The sequence below is a fragment of the Aureliella helgolandensis genome, assembly GCF_007752135.1.
Classification (GTDB): domain Bacteria; phylum Planctomycetota; class Planctomycetia; order Pirellulales; family Pirellulaceae; genus Aureliella; species Aureliella helgolandensis.
Genome location: NZ_CP036298.1, coordinates 7,836,198 through 7,854,123 on the forward strand (window position 1 = coordinate 7,836,198; position 17,926 = coordinate 7,854,123).

At 55.7% G+C, this 17,926-nt stretch carries 12 protein-coding genes; 6 read left to right on the forward strand and 6 right to left on the reverse strand.

Annotation, left to right across the window (positions count from 1 at the left end; all coding sequences use genetic code 11):
- Positions 1-4: 4 nt before the first annotated feature.
- Positions 5-1,234 (reverse strand): DUF3754 domain-containing protein, encoded by a 1,230-nt coding sequence (locus Q31a_RS27675; RefSeq protein ID WP_145085455.1) that lies wholly within the window; start codon positions 1,232-1,234, stop codon positions 5-7.
- Between the two features lie 29 nt (positions 1,235-1,263).
- Here Q31a_RS27675 and Q31a_RS27680 point away from each other — a divergent pair, with 29 nt between their 5' ends.
- Complete coding sequence (locus tag Q31a_RS27680; protein ID WP_145085458.1) at positions 1,264-2,019, forward strand: HAD family hydrolase; 756 nt, start codon at positions 1,264-1,266, stop codon at positions 2,017-2,019.
- 72 nt (positions 2,020-2,091) lie between these two features.
- Here the strand turns inward: Q31a_RS27680 and Q31a_RS27685 are convergent, their stop codons facing one another.
- From Q31a_RS27685 to Q31a_RS27695, 3 genes are all read right to left on the reverse strand, one after another.
- A complete protein-coding gene (locus tag Q31a_RS27685) occupies positions 2,092-2,415 on the reverse strand; it encodes an HU family DNA-binding protein (protein ID WP_145085461.1) in 324 nt (107 codons plus the stop codon).
- Positions 2,396-2,767: a hypothetical protein gene (locus Q31a_RS27690; RefSeq protein ID WP_145085464.1), complete on the reverse strand. Its 372-nt coding sequence runs from the start codon at positions 2,765-2,767 to the stop codon at positions 2,396-2,398. The genes Q31a_RS27685 and Q31a_RS27690 overlap by 20 nt, the downstream gene beginning before the upstream one ends.
- A 1,041-nt stretch (positions 2,768-3,808) precedes the next feature.
- Positions 3,809-4,861, reverse strand: coding sequence for a hypothetical protein (locus Q31a_RS27695; protein WP_145085467.1), 1,053 nt, complete (start codon positions 4,859-4,861; stop codon positions 3,809-3,811).
- Between the two features lie 209 nt (positions 4,862-5,070).
- Between Q31a_RS27695 and Q31a_RS30580 the strand changes: the two genes are divergently transcribed.
- From Q31a_RS30580 to Q31a_RS27715, 5 genes are all read left to right on the forward strand, one after another.
- Complete coding sequence (locus tag Q31a_RS30580; RefSeq protein ID WP_197355823.1) at positions 5,071-5,238, forward strand: hypothetical protein; 168 nt, start codon at positions 5,071-5,073, stop codon at positions 5,236-5,238.
- A 142-nt stretch (positions 5,239-5,380) separates the two neighbouring features.
- Complete coding sequence (locus Q31a_RS27700) at positions 5,381-6,556, forward strand: hypothetical protein (RefSeq protein WP_145085470.1); 1,176 nt, start codon at positions 5,381-5,383, stop codon at positions 6,554-6,556.
- Between the two features lie 192 nt (positions 6,557-6,748).
- A complete protein-coding gene (locus Q31a_RS27705) occupies positions 6,749-7,597 on the forward strand; it encodes a hypothetical protein (protein WP_145085473.1) in 849 nt (282 codons plus the stop codon).
- 76 nt (positions 7,598-7,673) lie between these two features.
- Entirely contained in the window at positions 7,674-8,993 is a 1,320-nt protein-coding gene (locus Q31a_RS27710) for a hypothetical protein (RefSeq protein WP_145085476.1), read from the forward strand.
- Between the two features lie 90 nt (positions 8,994-9,083).
- Positions 9,084-10,124, forward strand: a complete 1,041-nt coding sequence (locus tag Q31a_RS27715; RefSeq protein WP_145085479.1) for an ADP-ribosylglycohydrolase family protein — start codon at positions 9,084-9,086, stop codon at positions 10,122-10,124.
- A gap of 33 nt (positions 10,125-10,157) precedes the next feature.
- On the opposite strand, the gene Q31a_RS27720 is transcribed toward Q31a_RS27715, so the two are convergent.
- Entirely contained in the window at positions 10,158-16,502 is a 6,345-nt protein-coding gene (locus Q31a_RS27720; protein ID WP_197355824.1) for a hypothetical protein, read from the reverse strand.
- Positions 16,503-17,110: 608 nt separating this feature from the next.
- A complete protein-coding gene (hisN, locus tag Q31a_RS27725; protein ID WP_145085484.1) occupies positions 17,111-17,926 on the reverse strand; it encodes a histidinol-phosphatase in 816 nt (271 codons plus the stop codon).

Below are 17,926 nucleotides of genomic sequence, written 5' to 3' on the forward strand. Positions count from 1 at the left end.
CCATTTAGGGCACTGGCTGAGAGTTGAACCAACTGTCCCAAGTTGCATCCAGACGGGTGCAAGCAGCCGACAACGGGAGCGCTCGCCACCCGTGTCGTTCGATTTTCAGAAGTCCTAGATGCATCAAGTTGCGGGCAGTCGCTTCGACGTCAAAGTCGACTTGGATTCCCGTAGCTTGCTGGAGCAGTTCTTCGCAAAGTCGATCGATCTCATCCAAGGCAATCGTCGGTTGTTCGGCCAGTAGGACTGCCGTCACAAAATAGGCCAACACCGACTCGCACGCCTCCTGCTGCTCCCCCTCTTCCAGCAACCGCAAGAGCACGCCTGCATTGTTGTCGAGATTCTGATAGTACAAGTTTTGGGTCATGTTCAGCATGTAGCGACGTTTGGTATTTGAACGGTAGGTGAACATGCTCTTGAGGCCAAACGCTACCGCGAACAGGACCAGCAACACCATACCGACCGTCTTAAACACTCCGAAAAAGGCTAGCAGCATCACGTTGCGCAAAAATCGCCAGAGTGTCACGGCTGCCGCATAAAGACTCGGTACCACAATCTTTGAATGGTCTAGCCAAGTCATCTGGATGCCAGTTGCGGGGAGCATCATGTCCACATCTTGTTGCGGGACATTCTTGAACATCCGCAAGTAAACGCGCCGTGGATCAAATTGATCTGAGGGAAAAGACGCATCCGTACGAAAGACGACCACCAGTCTTTGGTACAGCGGTACCTCTTTGGAAGTCGCGCGATACCATGTTCTCCAGTTCCGCGTTTCTCTTTGACCAATCACGCAACCGCGCGCATAGACCTCAAGCTGCTGAAGCGCCGAAAAATTGAGGCGAATTCGCACGCCCCATTGACTCGCTGCTTTGAGAGCTTGAGCGATATCTTCCGGAGACAGCCGATGGTAGTTCGCACGCAACAATACATCTTGGGTCTGTTCCAACAATTCACTAGTCAGCGGATCGCGCAATGCGTCGGTCGGAACGGCCAGCAGCATCCGGTCACTGTCGGGGTCCAAACCGGAGTAGACGTAGGTGAGCCGCTCATGACGCTGCCTATACATTTGGTGCAAAAGTGAGAGAATTAGAGCGGCGAGCCGCTGAAACTCACTGCGAGAGTGATCGTCGAGTGCGGGATGTTGCACCAGATACCCAACTAAGTCGGAAGTATGCAGCGGAATATAGTTCTCCCGCGTTGCAAACGGCAAATCAAATTTGGGGGACTTCTCCATAACATCCAATTCGACAGGTCATTTCAACGATGGAAACAATCGACGGTCGTTTCCTGCACGAACACCCTTCAACGCACAATTCTCAACGCAGCCTACAACACGAACGGCACATTTACATGCAACCCTGGGCGCACTCAATTCAAGCCATTGCCTTCGACATGGACGGCTTAATGGTAAATACGGAAGAATTATATACCATTGTCGGACATACGATATTGCAGCGTCGCGATCGCAAGTTCACCACCGACCTAAAGGATCGCATGACCGGTTTACCGGGTCCCGTGGCATGGCAATTGATGATCGATCTTGAGCAGCTCTCGGACACCATCGACGAACTGGAACTCGAGTCGAAACAAATTTTTGCGGAGTTGCTTCCCCAGCGACTCGCCCCCATGCCAGGTCTATTTGAACTCTTAGATCTACTCGATGCACGCGAGCTCCCACGCTGCGTTGCGACCAGCAGCACCCGTCCGTTTGCAGACCAAGTGTTGCAGCAGATCGGTGCGCTCGATCGAGTTGATTTCGTCGTCACCGCTGCAGATGTTGCCAGAGGAAAACCTTGGCCTGATATCTACTTGTCGGCCGCGGAGAGAATGGGAACGCAACCGGCTAACATGCTCGTTCTTGAGGACAGCCACCATGGCTCACAAGCCGGTCTGGCCGCTGGCACGTGCACGGTTGCCGTCCCTGGTGAACACAGCCTGCACCACGATTTTAGCGGCGTGTACGCCCGTGCTGCCAGCCTGCACGATCCGCTCATTGCGTCACTGCTACCACCTCCGTAGAAATGGAACAAGGCGAACCCCAGTCTGGAATTCGCCTTGATACGCTTCAGTTAGCAAATCAGCTAAAGGAAATTAAACCATCTCTTTGAGGCGCTTCAGAGGACGCACCTTGACAGTGACGGAAGCTGGCTTGGGAGCAGCCCAAATCATCTCACCCGTCGCTGGGTTGCGCACTTGACGCTTAGGCATAGCTGGCTTGTCGACGGCTACGATTTTGCACAGGTTGGGAAGTTGGAAGACGCGAGGCCCCTTCTTGGCCAAGTCCGCTTCGATTTCTTCGCACAGTGCATCAAAGAACTCAGCAACTTGCTTCTTGTTCAGGCCAGTACGCTCTGCCAAACGATTGAAGATCTCAGTCTTCGTAGCTGGCTTTTTCTTAACGGCGGCTTTCGCCATGTTGACAATCCCTTTCAAAATAAGACGACGCGGTAGTTGGATTAACTGTGGAGACGATTAAAGAGCCCGCACCGTAAATTTCAACGGGTACAGAGCTCAAAACAGCTGATTTATCAGTGTTTTTGGGCACTTTCTTCTCTTTCAGGGTGATTTCGGCCCAAAACCAAGCCCAATCGCCCTTTTTTTCCACTGCGTCCGACCACCCCTCACTTTTCGATTGGCGTTCAATAAAGACGAATTTGCCCCCAAAAACAAGCTCAAAATCACACTCCCAAGGGAGTGCCGCAAGCTCATCGTAGCCCTCTCTCCCGCCAGCCATGGGCCATTGGCAGCGACCATCCGCATCCAACAACGGCACCCTCTCAACGCCCCTCGCGGCCCCAAATGATGGTGCGAGCGATCGTCTACGTTCAGCGTGGTACATCGAGCCAGCGCTGGCCCACAGCGACGCGCGCGTGGGCTCTAGCCGCTAGCCCAATGCCTTACATGAGCTCACCGAATTATGGTCGATAGCGACAATTTCTAGCCCCTGCTCCTGCAGTTCGTCATGGACTTGCATAGGTTCTGGAATCGCAGCTAAACAGGCACCGCGCAACGGCCCCAGAAACCAACGGCCCCAGAACTCGAGCACACCACTTTGCCTTGCTGCTGGCCGAGCGTCGTAGGCTGACCACCTTGCCAGGCCATGATGTCGCAGAGCACTGGAGCCACGTGACCGAGGAGCTGTCCAGTCGAATGGGCCGGAAGCTTTAGGGGGACACCTAGCGGAGCGTCCCTCTCAGCATCCGATTTCAGTCCCCAAGCTTGCGTTGACCGGTTCGCTAAGCGGATGGCTGACAGACAACACCTACTTGCCAGGTGGGAGCTGAAGGACAAGTCCGGATCTTTTAACTTCCTGTTGAAACAAGGGGTAGGATTTTGCGGTCAAACCAACCGGGGTAAGACCCCGGTTGCAAGTTGGTCGAGCGGTCCCATTGGCGGACAATCGACATGTGGCGGTACGCGCATTGAGAGCTGCTCCTCGCCATCTCAGCCGGAGCACCGCAGGCGCATCACGGAGGACAACAGCACCGCCCCTACATCAAATGGCCAAGCAGGCTTCCTCACTTGATTGAGCTTCAACTGCTGGGTTACCGGGGTAGTAAAACTGCAGCTCAGGTCGGCTCTCGGCCTACCGCGTCGCCCCACAGGCCGCTGACTAGGATCGTAGCAAGCAAGCGTTACCGCCCCACGCCCAGCCCCAGTGGCTTCTCCACTCGGCAGGGAAGTAGCGATTTCTACGGCTGCTACCAGTCGAGCTAGCGAGGTGTGTGGCCAGAAAGGGCTGAGGACGCACCCCAAAGACTCGAGAGAGCCCTGTGACCGACAGGCCGGTATCGCGTTTGGCGAAGCGCTAGCGATTAACAGGAAGCCGTTGCGCTGTGAGCTGCCGTGGAGTGGGAGGTAGATAGAGCTCCGTTTCATCCGTCAGATGCTCGCCACTCACCGACGGAGCCTCAAAGAACTCCGCTGGTAGCTGCTCTTCTGCCAGAAGCCTTGGCTCTGCCCACTCGGTGCTGACACGTAGCGCATAGCCCTGCCCCTGTTCGCCGAGCTCTTCCGCAGTTCGAGTCTGTAGCACGGAATAGAGCCAAAAGGGAACTTCAGACTCTTGAGTACCGACGGTGACTTCGGCACGGGTCGGAAGCAAGCCGAGTTGATTCGGAGCATTCAATTTCAGATCGATGGGAGCTTGCCCATGAATAACCACAGGGGTAGTTGCCAGCTGTCCACTGAGTATCCACACGTCTCCAACTGGCAATTTGGCTTCCCGCAGGTGCGTCCAGTGGTATTGTTGGCAGAGTTTCCGCAGGGCCTCCGCTTGGCCACCGATGGCTAGGTACATCGAGGTCGTCGGATCGTTGCGAACCGATTCGGTTGTCCATACCAGAGGGTTCCGCACGCGCTCCAAATCGACTTCCGACAGATGTTTTTGATCGCCAAATTCTTCAATCGTCATCAAACGCCGGCCATCGCAGACTTGAAGCAGCGAATTGAGGTGATCGTGAGCCGAAAAGCGGAGGCTGAACTTCATTCTCCCACTCCCCCCCCCAATGCGAACGTATTCTCCAATACCACTCATCCGCTTATCAAAGACGGAGATGGATTGCCGAACCACACAATGCGCCGGTTTTCCCCACACACTCTCATAGAGGGCGCGATGCAAAATAGCCGTGGAGATTTTGTCCGCGGTTTGTGCACTGCCAGAGGGTGCAGCGGAAGGTGGAGCGGCGCTCTGAGGCTGCGCTGCAGTGGACTGCGCAGTAGCTGCCCCACCGCACACACTCCACATCCCCCACCCCAAGCACACGAGGCTGCCTCTCAGCAACTCACGCCAGCTTGACGCAGACCGCCCCCATTTCCTCCAAGGCCTTAAACAGGAACGCTTCGGCGAATCTTTCATCATGGTGCGACTTGTCAGAGTGGCGGAATCGGGTGCGGAAGGCCCAAATAGCGAGCAATTTACCCGGCTTGAGGGGGCTCATTCGGGTCGTTTGGAGCTCTCAATGCTGGCATTAGTATTAGGTAATCTTGCCCAGTTAGTCGGGTTATGCCGGAATTGTCAAAGAAAACGGTGATGCAGCGCCGAACATAAAGCCACGGAGACTCTTCGCAATGGCAATTTCAAAGATGGTTCGCCGTGAAGTCCCTGTCTGGGCAGCATTCGCTCGCTTCGACTGGGATGTTCAACAGCGACCACAGGCAATTGCACTGTTTCGAAGAGGCTTTGGGGTGGTTCAGCTCATCGCCCTAGTTCCCTCGACCATTCGAGCCGGATTCTAGGACTTGCGCTGACCAGCCGTCCAGGCGAATCGCCTAACTCGGTTAGTTGATTCGTTCGTTTTCACTCACTCAGGATCGTTTCGATAGGCGTTGGACGCCGGTTTCGAAACCCGACGTTCAGCCCATTTTAGGGGGGGTAAGCATGAAAGTGCGTTTTTTCCTAGCGCTAGCCGCAGTAGCCACCGGCTGCTTCACCGGCTGCACCACCGCGCGGCATAATATGCCGCCCGCGCAGCGAATGTTAGAACCGGGCCCTGGTGTCGGTGGCCCCGGCCCAGGTGTCTTGGGTCAAGGAATGCCCGCTGGTGGCATGGGAGGGGTTGTCACAGCCGCTGCCATGATGCCCGCGGACTGCAACGCCTGCAGTGGCGGTGCGGTGGGCGACGACTACGGTGCGGGAATGGGCATGATGATGCCTGGAGCCAATGCCAAGGTTCAGGTCCTGTTCAATCGTCCCGAGGGAATGGAAATCCACTACGACGTCGTCGGTGACGGTGGATTCGGAAGCGAGCCATTGTATGTGCCCGGTCGCCTCGAGTTTCCTCAAGGTGGTATCTACCGCTTGAAGCTCACCAATATCCAAGGCCGCGAAGGGGTGGAACTCTACCCCACAGTCGAAGTTGCCAATGGCAATCCGCGGACGGCAGCCTACTTGGCTCACAACGCGATTCCAGTGCAATTCACTGTCGACGACTTTGAACAGGTTTTGTCTGGCAACTTTGTCACCAAAGTCATCTACCTACCGGACCCCGAATTTCAGGGCGACGCATTGGTGGGTGTTGACGTGTTAGTCAGCAACCGAATCGATCCAGGGCTTGACCCCATCGTAGAAGCAGACCGACGTGGTTCCATCCTGGGAATCGTGCGCATCGGTAATAAAGACATTGAGCTGACCGGCGCCAGCATGGACCCAGGCTATGTGGCCATGGGCGGCATGATGGTCGGTCCCAACGGCATGCAAGGCGGCGTCCCTGCTTCCCTGCCTGGCTACGTGGCTGGTGTGACAGCTCCCCAATACGGCATGCCGATTAGCGGTACTCCGATTGGTCTGCCTGGACCACCTCACATTCCATTGGGGACACCCGCTGGTCTGAAGAGCCACGTGATGACCAATCGCACCCACACGCATCTTCCTGATCCGGTTAAGAACATGAAGATCAACGTGCGTCAATCTCCTGGAGTTAGCTATCCGCAGCCACCGAGCCGCGTTCGCATCCACGAGCAAAATCTGCACCCCGGATATCCAACGGGTGCACCCCTGTCAGAGTACGGTAGCCAATCGGTTACCGGTGCAAGTGGCGAGTATTGCCCAGAGTAAGCATCGCTGTTAGGAATCCGGAGTCTAACGCTCCGGTTCCGAACAGCTCGGTCGCCTGGGGTGGCAACACCTCGGCAACCACACGACGTGAATGAGTGAGGCGGTCGAGAGCCCTTGTGCTCTCGATCGTTTTTATTCATCTCCGCACCCATTGAAACACACGATGAACCGGTGAGAAGGAATAGAAATTCTATGCGTAAGATCCTTCGCAAACTTGCCTCCCTCGGCCTGTTGCTCACCGTCGGGAGCACTCTGTGCCTGACCAGCAACACCACATTGGCGCAGGGGCAAGCCTACGCACGTCATCAACTCCCCAATGTTCACTACCTGCTAGATGCGAAACAAGCACCTGGCGCTGTAGCAAGTGCCCAAATAGCGCGTGGAGCACGAGGTGCCGGTACCTTTCAACCGGTATCAATCAGTGGCCCCAACGGTTTGAACGTTGCACTTGCGCAGGACGGACAATTCCTCGCGGCCCTAGAGGCACCAGTTACGACCGCCATGCTGGTTGGCGCAGTCTATCGCTTCCAAGTCACGGGCATCCCCTTTCGCCCCGGGGAAGAGCTCTTTCCGACACTCGAAATCATTGACCGCATTTACGCACCCGCTGGCCGCGAACATCGTTTTCCCATCCCAGTGGTCTTGACCGAAGAGGATCTTCGGCTGGCTCTGGAAGGAGCGCTCGTTACGCGAGTCATTTATCTTGAGGACAGCGAGATCGCCGATCCCGTGGCCTCAGGTTCCGACGAACAGCGCGTCCTGAATGTTACGGCAGCGGACAACGCGTTGAAGACAGCCGATCAACTGGGGCGACCGGTTGCGATCCTGCGGATCGGATCTCGCGTCCCCATGGATCTCCACGGAGATTTAATGGAGTTCCTGTACGGATGCCCTCCGTGGTTGCCAGTAACGCCAATCCCGAATCGTGAGCAACTCGTCGAATCTGGACAGTGGCCGAACATGGCTCCCGTCGTTGCAGCCGACCAACTCTTTTCGGAAACGCCGTCCGAAGACAGCCCACGACTTCCTGCATTCCCTTAGACCTCAAGGCCAGCAATCCTTGAGGCAGAGTGCGGCCGTAGGCTCCGCGGGACAACGATTTACTCAAGTCATCTGGATGAAAGAAACTGTTGTGATGCTACCTAAGAAACATCAGTCTAAGACTCGTCTGGGTTTTTACCTCGCTGGCTTGGCCACGTTGAGTCCAGTCGTTGGCTGCAGCTCCCTGGGACGCTCCACTTCAGGAAATCCATCTCCAACACAACTTTCCAACCAGGCGCTACCACAGGCAGCCGCCGCCCCAACGCCATCCCAAGAATCCCACCCGATCGTTCCCGTTGCCTTTACCGAACCTGCCGCAGTCGCGGCCGGAGAAAAATACAGTCTGTCCGCTGCCACTCCTCCTCCCATCACGACGGTAGGTTTTCGGCATGGCGGGCAGCGGCAACAAAGTGGTGAATGCAGCCATTGCAATCAAGTCGATTGCGGCTGCAGTCCCGAGTACCAGCCCCAAGCCGGCGCTCGCTATCGGGATGCCCAAGAGTACATCTTCGACGGTGGCGATCAACAGCCGACCGTCATCATCCGCGACGACTGGTCTGCCGCGGGTGTCGATCCCACAGACACCGTGATTTACTACGAAACCGAAGGTGGGCAGATCTGCGTCAAACCGACGAACCGTGTTCCCATCTACGCCCCCCGCTTCGGAGCCGTACGTCAGGTCACAGGCTTGCAGCTGTCGGCCCGCGCCGTGGGAACAGAACGCATCCTTGCGCCTATCCAGCCAAGCCGATTCGAAGATCACAACCTAGCCAACAGCATGGTGCAACCCGTTGCACCACATGGCGAAGAGCAGGTTCGCTTGCTCGACGCATTCCAGGAGAATCAAGGTGGAATTCCAATTGCACAGGTTCTACCGCTTATGCGGATGAGTGAAGCCCGAGTGCCGCACGAAGCTATCGATTTCTTCCGCAGTGGAATCATCATGAAGGAAGACATCCCAGTCCTAGGCAAGATTCTGCAGGGAGCCTTAACCTGGTACACCCCCGAGTCCCTGGGAGTCATGATCGAAGGCAAAGCGGTCGCCATGACCCGAGACACTGCAATGCCACAAGAGATCTATGTTTACGAAACCGAAGATAAATGCTCAATTCGTATCTGCAAGGCGGCATCACACACCATCGCGCATTCTGGCGATATTGTGAGCTTTACCATTCGATTCGACAACGTGGGCGGGAAAGAGGTGCGAAACGCTGTAATTCTAGATAGCCTTTCCCCACGCCTGGAGTATATTGGTGAGAGTCAGCAGTGCAGCCTCAACGCCAACTTCACTGCGGCCCCGAACGAAGTGGGTTCTGATGTTCTTCGCTGGGAGATTGAAGCCCCACTGGAAGCATCCGAGGGCGGTGTAATTAGTTTCGATTGTCGTGTGCGGTAAAGGCCCTGAAGCCTGGCCAGCATCACACCGGTTAAAACTGATTGATTTCAATCCAGTAACCGACGTCATGTCCCTGCCTCCCGCGCACGTATGCATTCTACGCACTTACGGAAAATTCACATTCACGGAGCATTGCTGGGCGCTGCCCTGGGCGATGCATTGGGGCGTTCTCGCACAAACCTCTCTCGCCGTGACGCTTTGCGGAAATATGGTCCGCTTTCTGAAGGTTCCACTGGCCGGCGAATGTACAGCGGTGATACGCAGCTGATGCTGCTTACCGCTCAAGCACTCCTCAAATCTCGCAGTGATTTAAGGAGCTTTCGAAAAACGTTCCATGCACGGCTAGCTTGGTATGGGCTGAGTTTCCCCGTCGACCCCAGTGCCTCCACGATGCTGGCCGCATGGAAAAGCTGGCTTGCACGCGTGGGACTACGGCCTGGCGTGGATTCGCTCGATAACGGTGCTGGAGCTCAAGCCGTTTTCTCTGCATTGGCGATCGACGGCACGGGACACAATATTGGGCGTTGGGTCGACGAAACGGTTCATCTGACCCGCACCAATTCTCAAACGAGAAACGCTTGCGTGGTCTTGGGCGAATTAGCCGACCTCTCTGCCAATACCAAGCGGGACAACTTTGAACCCTCCGAAGTATTGGCCAAAGCGATTCAGATCAGTTCCCACAAGGAATTGACCCGGCAACTGAAAGCACTAACTCCCTTTCTCCAGGGTGGTAAATCTCCAGCTGCTGTCGCGCGGCACTTCGGATGGCAGGATGGAGTTTCACATTCCATGGTCGACACGACGGTCATGGCCATCTATTGTTGGCTGCGTTATCCGGACGATTTCAAGCGTGCGACCACAGCGGCCATCCACCTAGGCGGTGATAGCAAATCCTTGGGAGCCATCGTCGGTGGACTCTCCGGAGCCCATTTAGGCGTTGCTGGCATCCCGTCCGAACTCCCCGCCATGCTCGGAGGATCGCCCCACGGTCCAACGTGGATCGCCAGTCTGGCCGAGCGATTTTCTCACTGGCCACACGGTGTCGACGATCTGCATCGCGCGCCTCCTCAAAAAACGCGTCCACTTTTGCAGCTACTACGCAATGGTTGGGAACGATTGCGTTTCCGGTAGCCGCTCAATGCTATTGCGCACCCGCTAGATAGATCATCTGGCCGGTGGTTGCGCTTCGCGAACAATCGCACCCAACTGCGGATCCAGAACGAGGATGGCAAATCTCTCTGTCTGCTCGAGTTCAGGCGTGCTGATGGAAGCATAGTCAAAGTAGCCTCGCAGATCAGTGTACCCATCCTTGTAAAAATGCACGCTGCCGTCAGTGCGTTTCGCATACACCTTGACGTAAGCTCCCGTTACCGGGGTCGCAGCCCCCTGGCGTGCAATGTGAATCTGCCCCTGCGTTTCAACCACTTGCGCCCTAAGCGAACTGGCGGTCAAAACCGTACTACGCGACATGCCCGCCGCTGTGACTTCAACCAACAGGTTGCGATTCAACAAATCCTTGGGCAGCTCCAAACGATGGGTTCCCACCGCTGCATCCAGCTCCAGCGTCTGGCTAAAATTGGGTTGGATGAAGGGCACTCGCTCGCCTCCGCGCGCCACAAAGGGATTGCGACTGAAGAGCAATTCAATATCCATCAAATAGTAGTTGACCCGCACGCTCGCCAGATTGCGATAGTGTACGGAGAGTTGCGAATCGCGAGATTCGATCTCTAGACTAGGAGCAGCCACAGCTGCGTCTGTCTGCATTTCCAATTGCTCTCCGGTCAACATTTGCTCGCTGGTCGCCGCGACCGCTTCGGTGGAGGAACGGTCGGCAGCCGATCCGGCGTCAGGCCCACTAGCGGGAGCGGGACCGCTCCCTGCAGTCGACTCAACGCGTCCTTGCATCAAATTGGTTCGTGCTGCAACTTGATTGGAAATCTGCGCAAACATGTCCCGCCAACGTCGCACGGGGTAGTCCAAGTATTGCTCAGCGATGCGTTGAGCCCGATCATAGTCTGCACGGTAGAAATCTAAATACGCATCGAGGTAGGCAAATTGCAACTGCGTTTCCAAGACTCCGCTGTCGATCTGACTGAACCAGTGCAGGGCTTCTTCAATTCGATTCTGCAACAATAGATAGTAGGTAGCCTGAAGCGCTTGCGAGTCGCTCACTTTGGATTGATGCGCCAGAACGTTTAACAACGCGTGATATTGCGTGTACAAACTGGAGTTTAAGATAACTTTGCGAGTACCCAGTTGATGAATGCGAGCGACTACCAAGGGTGTGTAATCGAGATGTTCGTAGCTCATCTGTTGTTGCGGCTGAAGATGCAGCAGAGGGCTGCTGAGTACCGGTCCCAAGGGAGTCACAAAATCGCTGCGATTCTGCAAGTACTGTTCAATATTGGCGGCATCGCGATGCTCAAAAGCATAGCCCCAAAGCGTCGCATCAAAACGTCCACTTGCAGTCAACAGCTGCAGCACCGCCTCAAAGAATGCGCGATCCCGCAAACGAAATGCGATGCGAGAAAGATCAATCTGGGCCAGATTCGCCGATTCAAGATAAGACAGGACTTGAGCTTCGGTCCCCCAATCAGCAATAAAACTCCAACTGGTTTCGTCAACGGACGATGGGGCGTCTAAGACCTCGATCTCACGCGAGTCGGTTGCCGTCAGATGTTCCCCATCGAGGCTAATCTGAGCACCATAGTGCGAGAAATCACCAGCCTTGGGGAAGTAGAATGTGTAGTTCACCTGAGAGGTGCTGTAGGCCCCCAATTCAATCGGTGTGCTTTGACTCACACGACTGCCATTGAGAGGTAGGGAACCGGCAGGCAACTGTGTCAAGACTTGGACCCGCTGCGCCTGACTGGTGGGATTCGTGACCACAACGCGAGCGGTGTACGGCACCCCCTTCACAAGAGCTTGAGCCCCCAAGGGCTTTGGATCCCGGCCGGAGTCTCCAGGTAACGCCAGATACAGCTCTTGCCCAACCATGACTCCAGCTTGGCTGCTTTCCCCCCCCGCGTGCTCCCCTTCGATCGACGCAGGCGCATTGGGATCCATGCTCTCTAGATAAACCAAACAGGCCTGCGAAGCGGAGACGGTCAATTGCTGGTCGACGATCGAGACCACTGCCGCGTCGGACTTGAACGGCAAATCAATTACAGCCAAAGCGCACAATGCTTCATGCAAATTGCTGGCCGCCCACTCCATATGGTTGGGAAGAAACCGGTCAGCATTCTGAGCGGCATATTCTTGCCAGAAGGGATTGGGGCCAATGAGGCCCGCTTGCTGATCCGCCAAACGCACTTGGTAGTATTGGGTTTCAGCCCATTGCCGAGTCTGCGGCAGACTGCGGTACAAACCAAGTTGCCCGTCGGCGCGGTCCAATCGATCGATTCCGTAAAAATTGCGTTGTAGCTCATCCCCAAGACTGTCTTGGTCCGCTTCAGCTTCGCTAGTATTCGCTTGCGATTTACTGTCCATGGCCCTTTGGCGAAGCCCTCGCGCTGAAGAAGGTGCCGAAAACCGCTTAGCTTGTGTTGGCGACGAGCCGGCAATACTTCCAAAGAGAGTTTCAGCCTCATGCGCCATACCATCCATAGCAAACCCCTCCATCCGAGATCCAGAGGATCTCGAATCGAGCGAGGTCCCGCGCAGTGCGATCTCGAACAATCGCTGACGCAACTGAGGATCTGGAGTTTGAGCGGCCAACGTATCATTGATCCAACGCTGAGTTCCTGCTTGCATCGCCGACAATCGACGAGCCAACAGAATTCGTTCGAGCGCATTTAGTCGCTGGACTCGCCATAGTTCCGCATACTCCTCCAAGGGCTGGTCGAGCAACCAGTGATCGATGAGCTGTTTATCGAGCTTCTGTTCGATGAACGGTCGGATGACGCGATCGAAGAAGAGGCGATCTTGATGGTACAGAAAGAAATTCAACTCATGGCAAGCCAGCTCGCTGTAATGCGCCAACTGACGCTCTTCGGACAGCTCATGCCAATCGACGAGAAAACGAAATTTTTCCCACTCTGAATCTTCGAGGAGTGTGGCGTAAAGCTGGAAGACTTCAGCCAAAGAACTGAAGGTCTGTAGCCGCCTGGTGCGTGGATCGCCAAAACTTTTTTCCTCCCCAGCCGAAAGCACTTCGACCCGCTGGGTTTGAACCAAGTGTTGGTCTGCCCCAAAGGCCTTTTCGAGCCGCTGATCGCGTGTTTGCAATTTAGATTCAGGGAGCGTCAGGTGCCGCGAATCGACTGCGGTTGGGTGCACGGCAACCAACGTTAAATGGCTACGCCCTGCGAGGCGCGTCAAAGGCACCAAAACCTCACCATCGACCAAACCCACATTGAGTACCTGCTCAGTTCCCGAGGCTAGGAAGTCGAAGCTCTTCCAATCTTGCGTCGCCAAGCCAGCCTCACCGGCCGCCCTGCTGCGCAGCTGCGCTTCCGAAGCTACAGGAGCTGGAGATGCCGGAATCGCATCTCCCCCTGCAGCGGTCTGGGCCGTGTTCTTGGTAACGGAAATCTCCCAGGGGTGGATCAGTAGTGAAGGCTGGGGAAGCATGTTCCCAGGAAACGCCTTTTGCAATTTTCGATTGAGAATGTAGCCATACTCTTCGTCCAATCGCAAGGAGTCCACGAAGTAGTTGCGAGGCTGGACACGGTTGACAACGGAGTTCAACGGCGAGGGGAGTTGCAGCTGTGCCCCACCCTCCTCGTCCGGCAAAAAGGCATCTACCAGTACATGCAGACGCGTCATCGGATCAGCGCCGGAGACCTTGACCAGCAGGCCATCCTCGGTCAACGTCGCTGAGCGAATCACAATCGACTGCCGACGATCAGCTTGCAAAACGCGATGCGGCCCCACGACAAAACCATGCTCCTCCTCGGCATTCCCAACGCGCACATTGACCGTCTGGCCTGTTTCGAAGTCGTGCAGGATGTAATCGCCCGGCGCGAGGCCCTCCGCGACTAGCGCCCCCTCCCGCAATTGCAAGTGATCGGGCTTTTCTGCAAAGCGTTTTCCAGACCGTGTTTCGTAGAGCGAGAACACTGACTTCGGCGAGGCTTGCTTGCCCAACGGCAATTCAACAGAGCCTCCTTTTCCGATCGAAATTTGTGACGGCCAATTGCGATGGAATAGGTGAGGGGTCAACATCGTCGCCTGGAGTCCAGTCGCAGAGACCTGCAGCCTTGTCACGTCATCCAATTCTCCCAAATGCACGCTGCCATTCTCATCGGTGGCCAACTGCACATTCTGCAACTCTTTGAACTGTCGAAGTTTCAACGCCAAAGCGATGGGGAAGCGTGGGATCGGCTCGCCATTGCGCCCCAACACGCGCAATTGAAATCCCTCTCCAGTGGGAACCAAGAAGAAATCCGCCAGTTGATGCGAACCGGCAATGGCATTGCAACTGACCGCATGCGACGCCGCAACAGGCTCCCGATCATGCTTGCTCTGGTTGAGGATCTTCCCAGTAAGGGTCAACTTCAAATTCGCCAAGCGTTGTGGAACCAAGAACGGATAGATCAACTCGTCCCCATCCTCCAAGTCGGTTACCGGTACCGTTCTCGACGTTGCAATCCCATCGGAATCGGTCGCCACCACAGACAACTGTGCATCCTCCAGCAGGCGAATACTGATCGGGCGACCATTGCAGGACAGACGCGTTCGAATGGCGATGGCCGTTTGAGTTCCAGCCACAAGCGATTGTCGGTCGAGCAAAAACCTAGCTTGCAGCTCATAGCTCTCGCTCCGGTGCGTAATCGTTACCGGTACGGCCAGTTGCTCTTCCACCAACAGGACTTTGCGTCTTACCGTCTGTTCGGCGTAAGGCAACGTGATTTCGCCCTGCTGGTTGGGCAGGTAAGTCTGTCCCAGTAATTCCAAGTGCGCTGCTGGACGCGGTTTCCCTGCTTCATCCACAATCCGAAAAACCTGACCGGAATCTCCCAGTCGTTCCAGCGGAGTCAAGCTCCCCTTTTGAATCAGAGCGCGACAGCGTGTCCCGGCGCCCAGCAGGTCAACGATCCATACGCCACGTCCCATCAACGTTGGAAGCTGCAATGTTTCGGTGTGCCGACGATCCGCAGGCACGGAAAAGTTGAGCGTTTGTTCGGAGTTGGCCACCAAACCATCCAGATCAACATCGGTCCCCAGATGCTCTTGACTGTTCCGGTAGAAGCTGATCGCATTCAACTCGTAGACACGGACAATCAACTGATCGACCCGCTTAATCTCCACGTCGAGAGTCACCTCAGCATCGGGCTGAAACTGAGTGGAGTTGTGAGGGGAGAAGCGAAGTTCGGTCCGCTCGCGCAGCTCACGCTGTTGTTCCGGGATTAATTTACCATACCAAGTTGCCGAATCCCCCGTCGCCACGTCTCCAACACCATGCAAGATCTTGGTTTCTGCGAAGACTTGATCTAAATAGGCTCGGTCGAGAAACTCAGCAAAAGCGTCGACGCTATCATCCACCAACAAAAACTGCTCAAGATAGCGACGAACCAAGCTGGAATCATCCCCCACCGGTTTCAGTGAAACCTGAGGCTGCATGGAGTAATTGAGTTCGACGAGCGGCGGCAGACGCTTGCCGAAACGAGCCAAGGAGTAATAGCTGGCGGCACGTGGCAGCGCCAGGTAGGTGAGGAAACGCTGCCGATCATAGATCCCCTCGCTCATGTCTAACTTGAGAAGGTTGCCCAACACGAGAGCTTTAAAGTCGTTCTGCGACGCTGGCAAACGTTGCGACCAGACCAACAAACGATCCAAGTAGTTTCGCAATTCCACTTTATCGTCCAGCGAGCTGCCTGCTGCTGGTACTAAGAGGGCACTGTATTGCTGAACAAAGGCCTCCTCTTCCAACAAACTCGGACGCAGCGCAATGAGTTGTTCGAGCTGAGCCAAACTGAGTTGACTATGAATGGGGGCCCAGCCAAAGGATTGCGACTGCTTGTGGGCTAGCTCTTCGGCAATTCGCTCAACGGTCCCTGGCAAATCAGCTCGGTGCAAGCGACCAATCAAAGCCCGCAAGGCCGGATAGGACAGCTCCTGTGCCAGTGCCAATTCCAATCCAGAGTCTTCCAATGAATTGAGCGAGGAATCGGATTTGAGGCGTTCCTGCAGCAGCGAGGCGACCGAGAGCCTAGCCGGGTCGAGTCGATTGGGAAGATCAGCCGCTCTGTCTCGCGCTGGGGAAGCGTGGGACAGCTGGATTCCCAACCGATTTCTCAAGTACTCAAGCGTCTTCTCTGGCGAGCCTTCGTATGCCAAGAGATGCTGTCGGGTCTGCATCGACTGGGTTTGGGAATTCTCCCCCAACTTAGTGCGCCATTCGTCGAGCAGCTTTTGAGCTTGGGGAAGCTGCTCCTCATTCTGCAGATGCAGACAGTGGTAGTAATAGTATTCCTGCGTGCCAGGAATAAGTTCTTGCAGCACACTGGCACGGTCCGTTGCCAGTGCAAAGCGTTCGACAAATCCGATTTCTTGCTGTCCTCGCACGCATTGCACTCCTACCAAGAGAAAACAGAATCCTAGAGCTATTCGGGTCAGCGTATTGTTCATTGTATTTTCCAGTGCGAGTCGGCTAGTCCAGCCTTGGGATATACGGGTGGACGCAGGAAGCAAGCAGATGCAGTCAGGCCTCTACCTCCAGGCAGCCCTTCTCGGGCCTAGCCACGACATTGGCGTGGAGGCGACGCGTCGCTACGGATTTTCCACCCAGCTTTTTCCCAGTTACCTAACCGTAGGTTACGAGAGTCGGTCGGATTGCGAATAACCGTTGGAAAGAGAAGATTTTCTCGAGCTGCACCAAAGAATGGCTTGATGCAGGGGAAGACGCCTGCCACAGAGCGGTGGTTCCCAAGAAATCAGGGAAAAGAATCAAGGAAAGCGAGATGGCCCCTTTCCGTTCACTATTTCCACGCCGTGCCGTCGTGTCCGCCCGCACTCCCGCGCAGACTAAAATCCTGCGGGATGCAGAAGATGACGGACTACCCGACCAGGGCGGGGTTCAGAGGTGGTCGCAAAGGACCCCAGAGACGGCGAATGGGCGGAAGCTTCCATCCTGCCCTACACTGCTTGGACGAGAATCGCACTTGGACGGGAACCTAGGTGCGAGCGAGCAACTCGAGGGCCTGTTCATGCACTAGGCCATTGCTACCAAGCCCATCCCCCCCGAACACAGTCGGCTTTCCATCCCAGCTCGTAAAGCGGCCACCCGCCTCTTCCAGAACTGGCTGCACCGCCGCCAGGTCCCAAGGGTTGGCAATGGGGTCGACCATCAACTCAGCCCGCCCCGTGGCCACCAGTAGATACCCGTAGCCATCGCCCCAGGAGCGAGTAATGTAGGCAGCCTGCTCCAAACTTTCGTACCCCCGCTCTGCTCCACGCTTGTGGAAGGAATCGACTTGAGAGACGACAAACAGCCCTTGGTCGAGTGGTTTCTGGGAGACGTGACAACGCGTAGGGGTGCGGCCGCTAACCGAGTGCCAAGCCCCACAACCGCGAGCAGCAAATACCAGCTCGTCCAAGGCGGGCAAGTAGATAACCCCACCCAAACACTCTCGGTTCTGCACGATCCCCACCAGCGTCGAATAGAGAGGCACCCCAGAAATGAAACTCTTCGTTCCATCAATGGGATCAACGATCCACTGGAATTCAGATTCCCCTTCCTGCGAACCAAACTCCTCTCCTAGGATCGCATCGGCGGGAAAACGCTGATTCAACTCGGCTCGTATTAGCTTCTCGGCATTCTTGTCCGCGAGCGTGACTGGGGACTCGTCCCCCTTGCGTTCGACTTCAATCGCAGCCGATTGAAATAATTCGAGCGTTGATCTACCTGCGAGCTGGGCCAATTCGATCGCAACAGCTAGGCGGCCGTCGAGTGCCGTGGTAAGAGCGTCTGAAAGTTGGGAGAGTGGCAT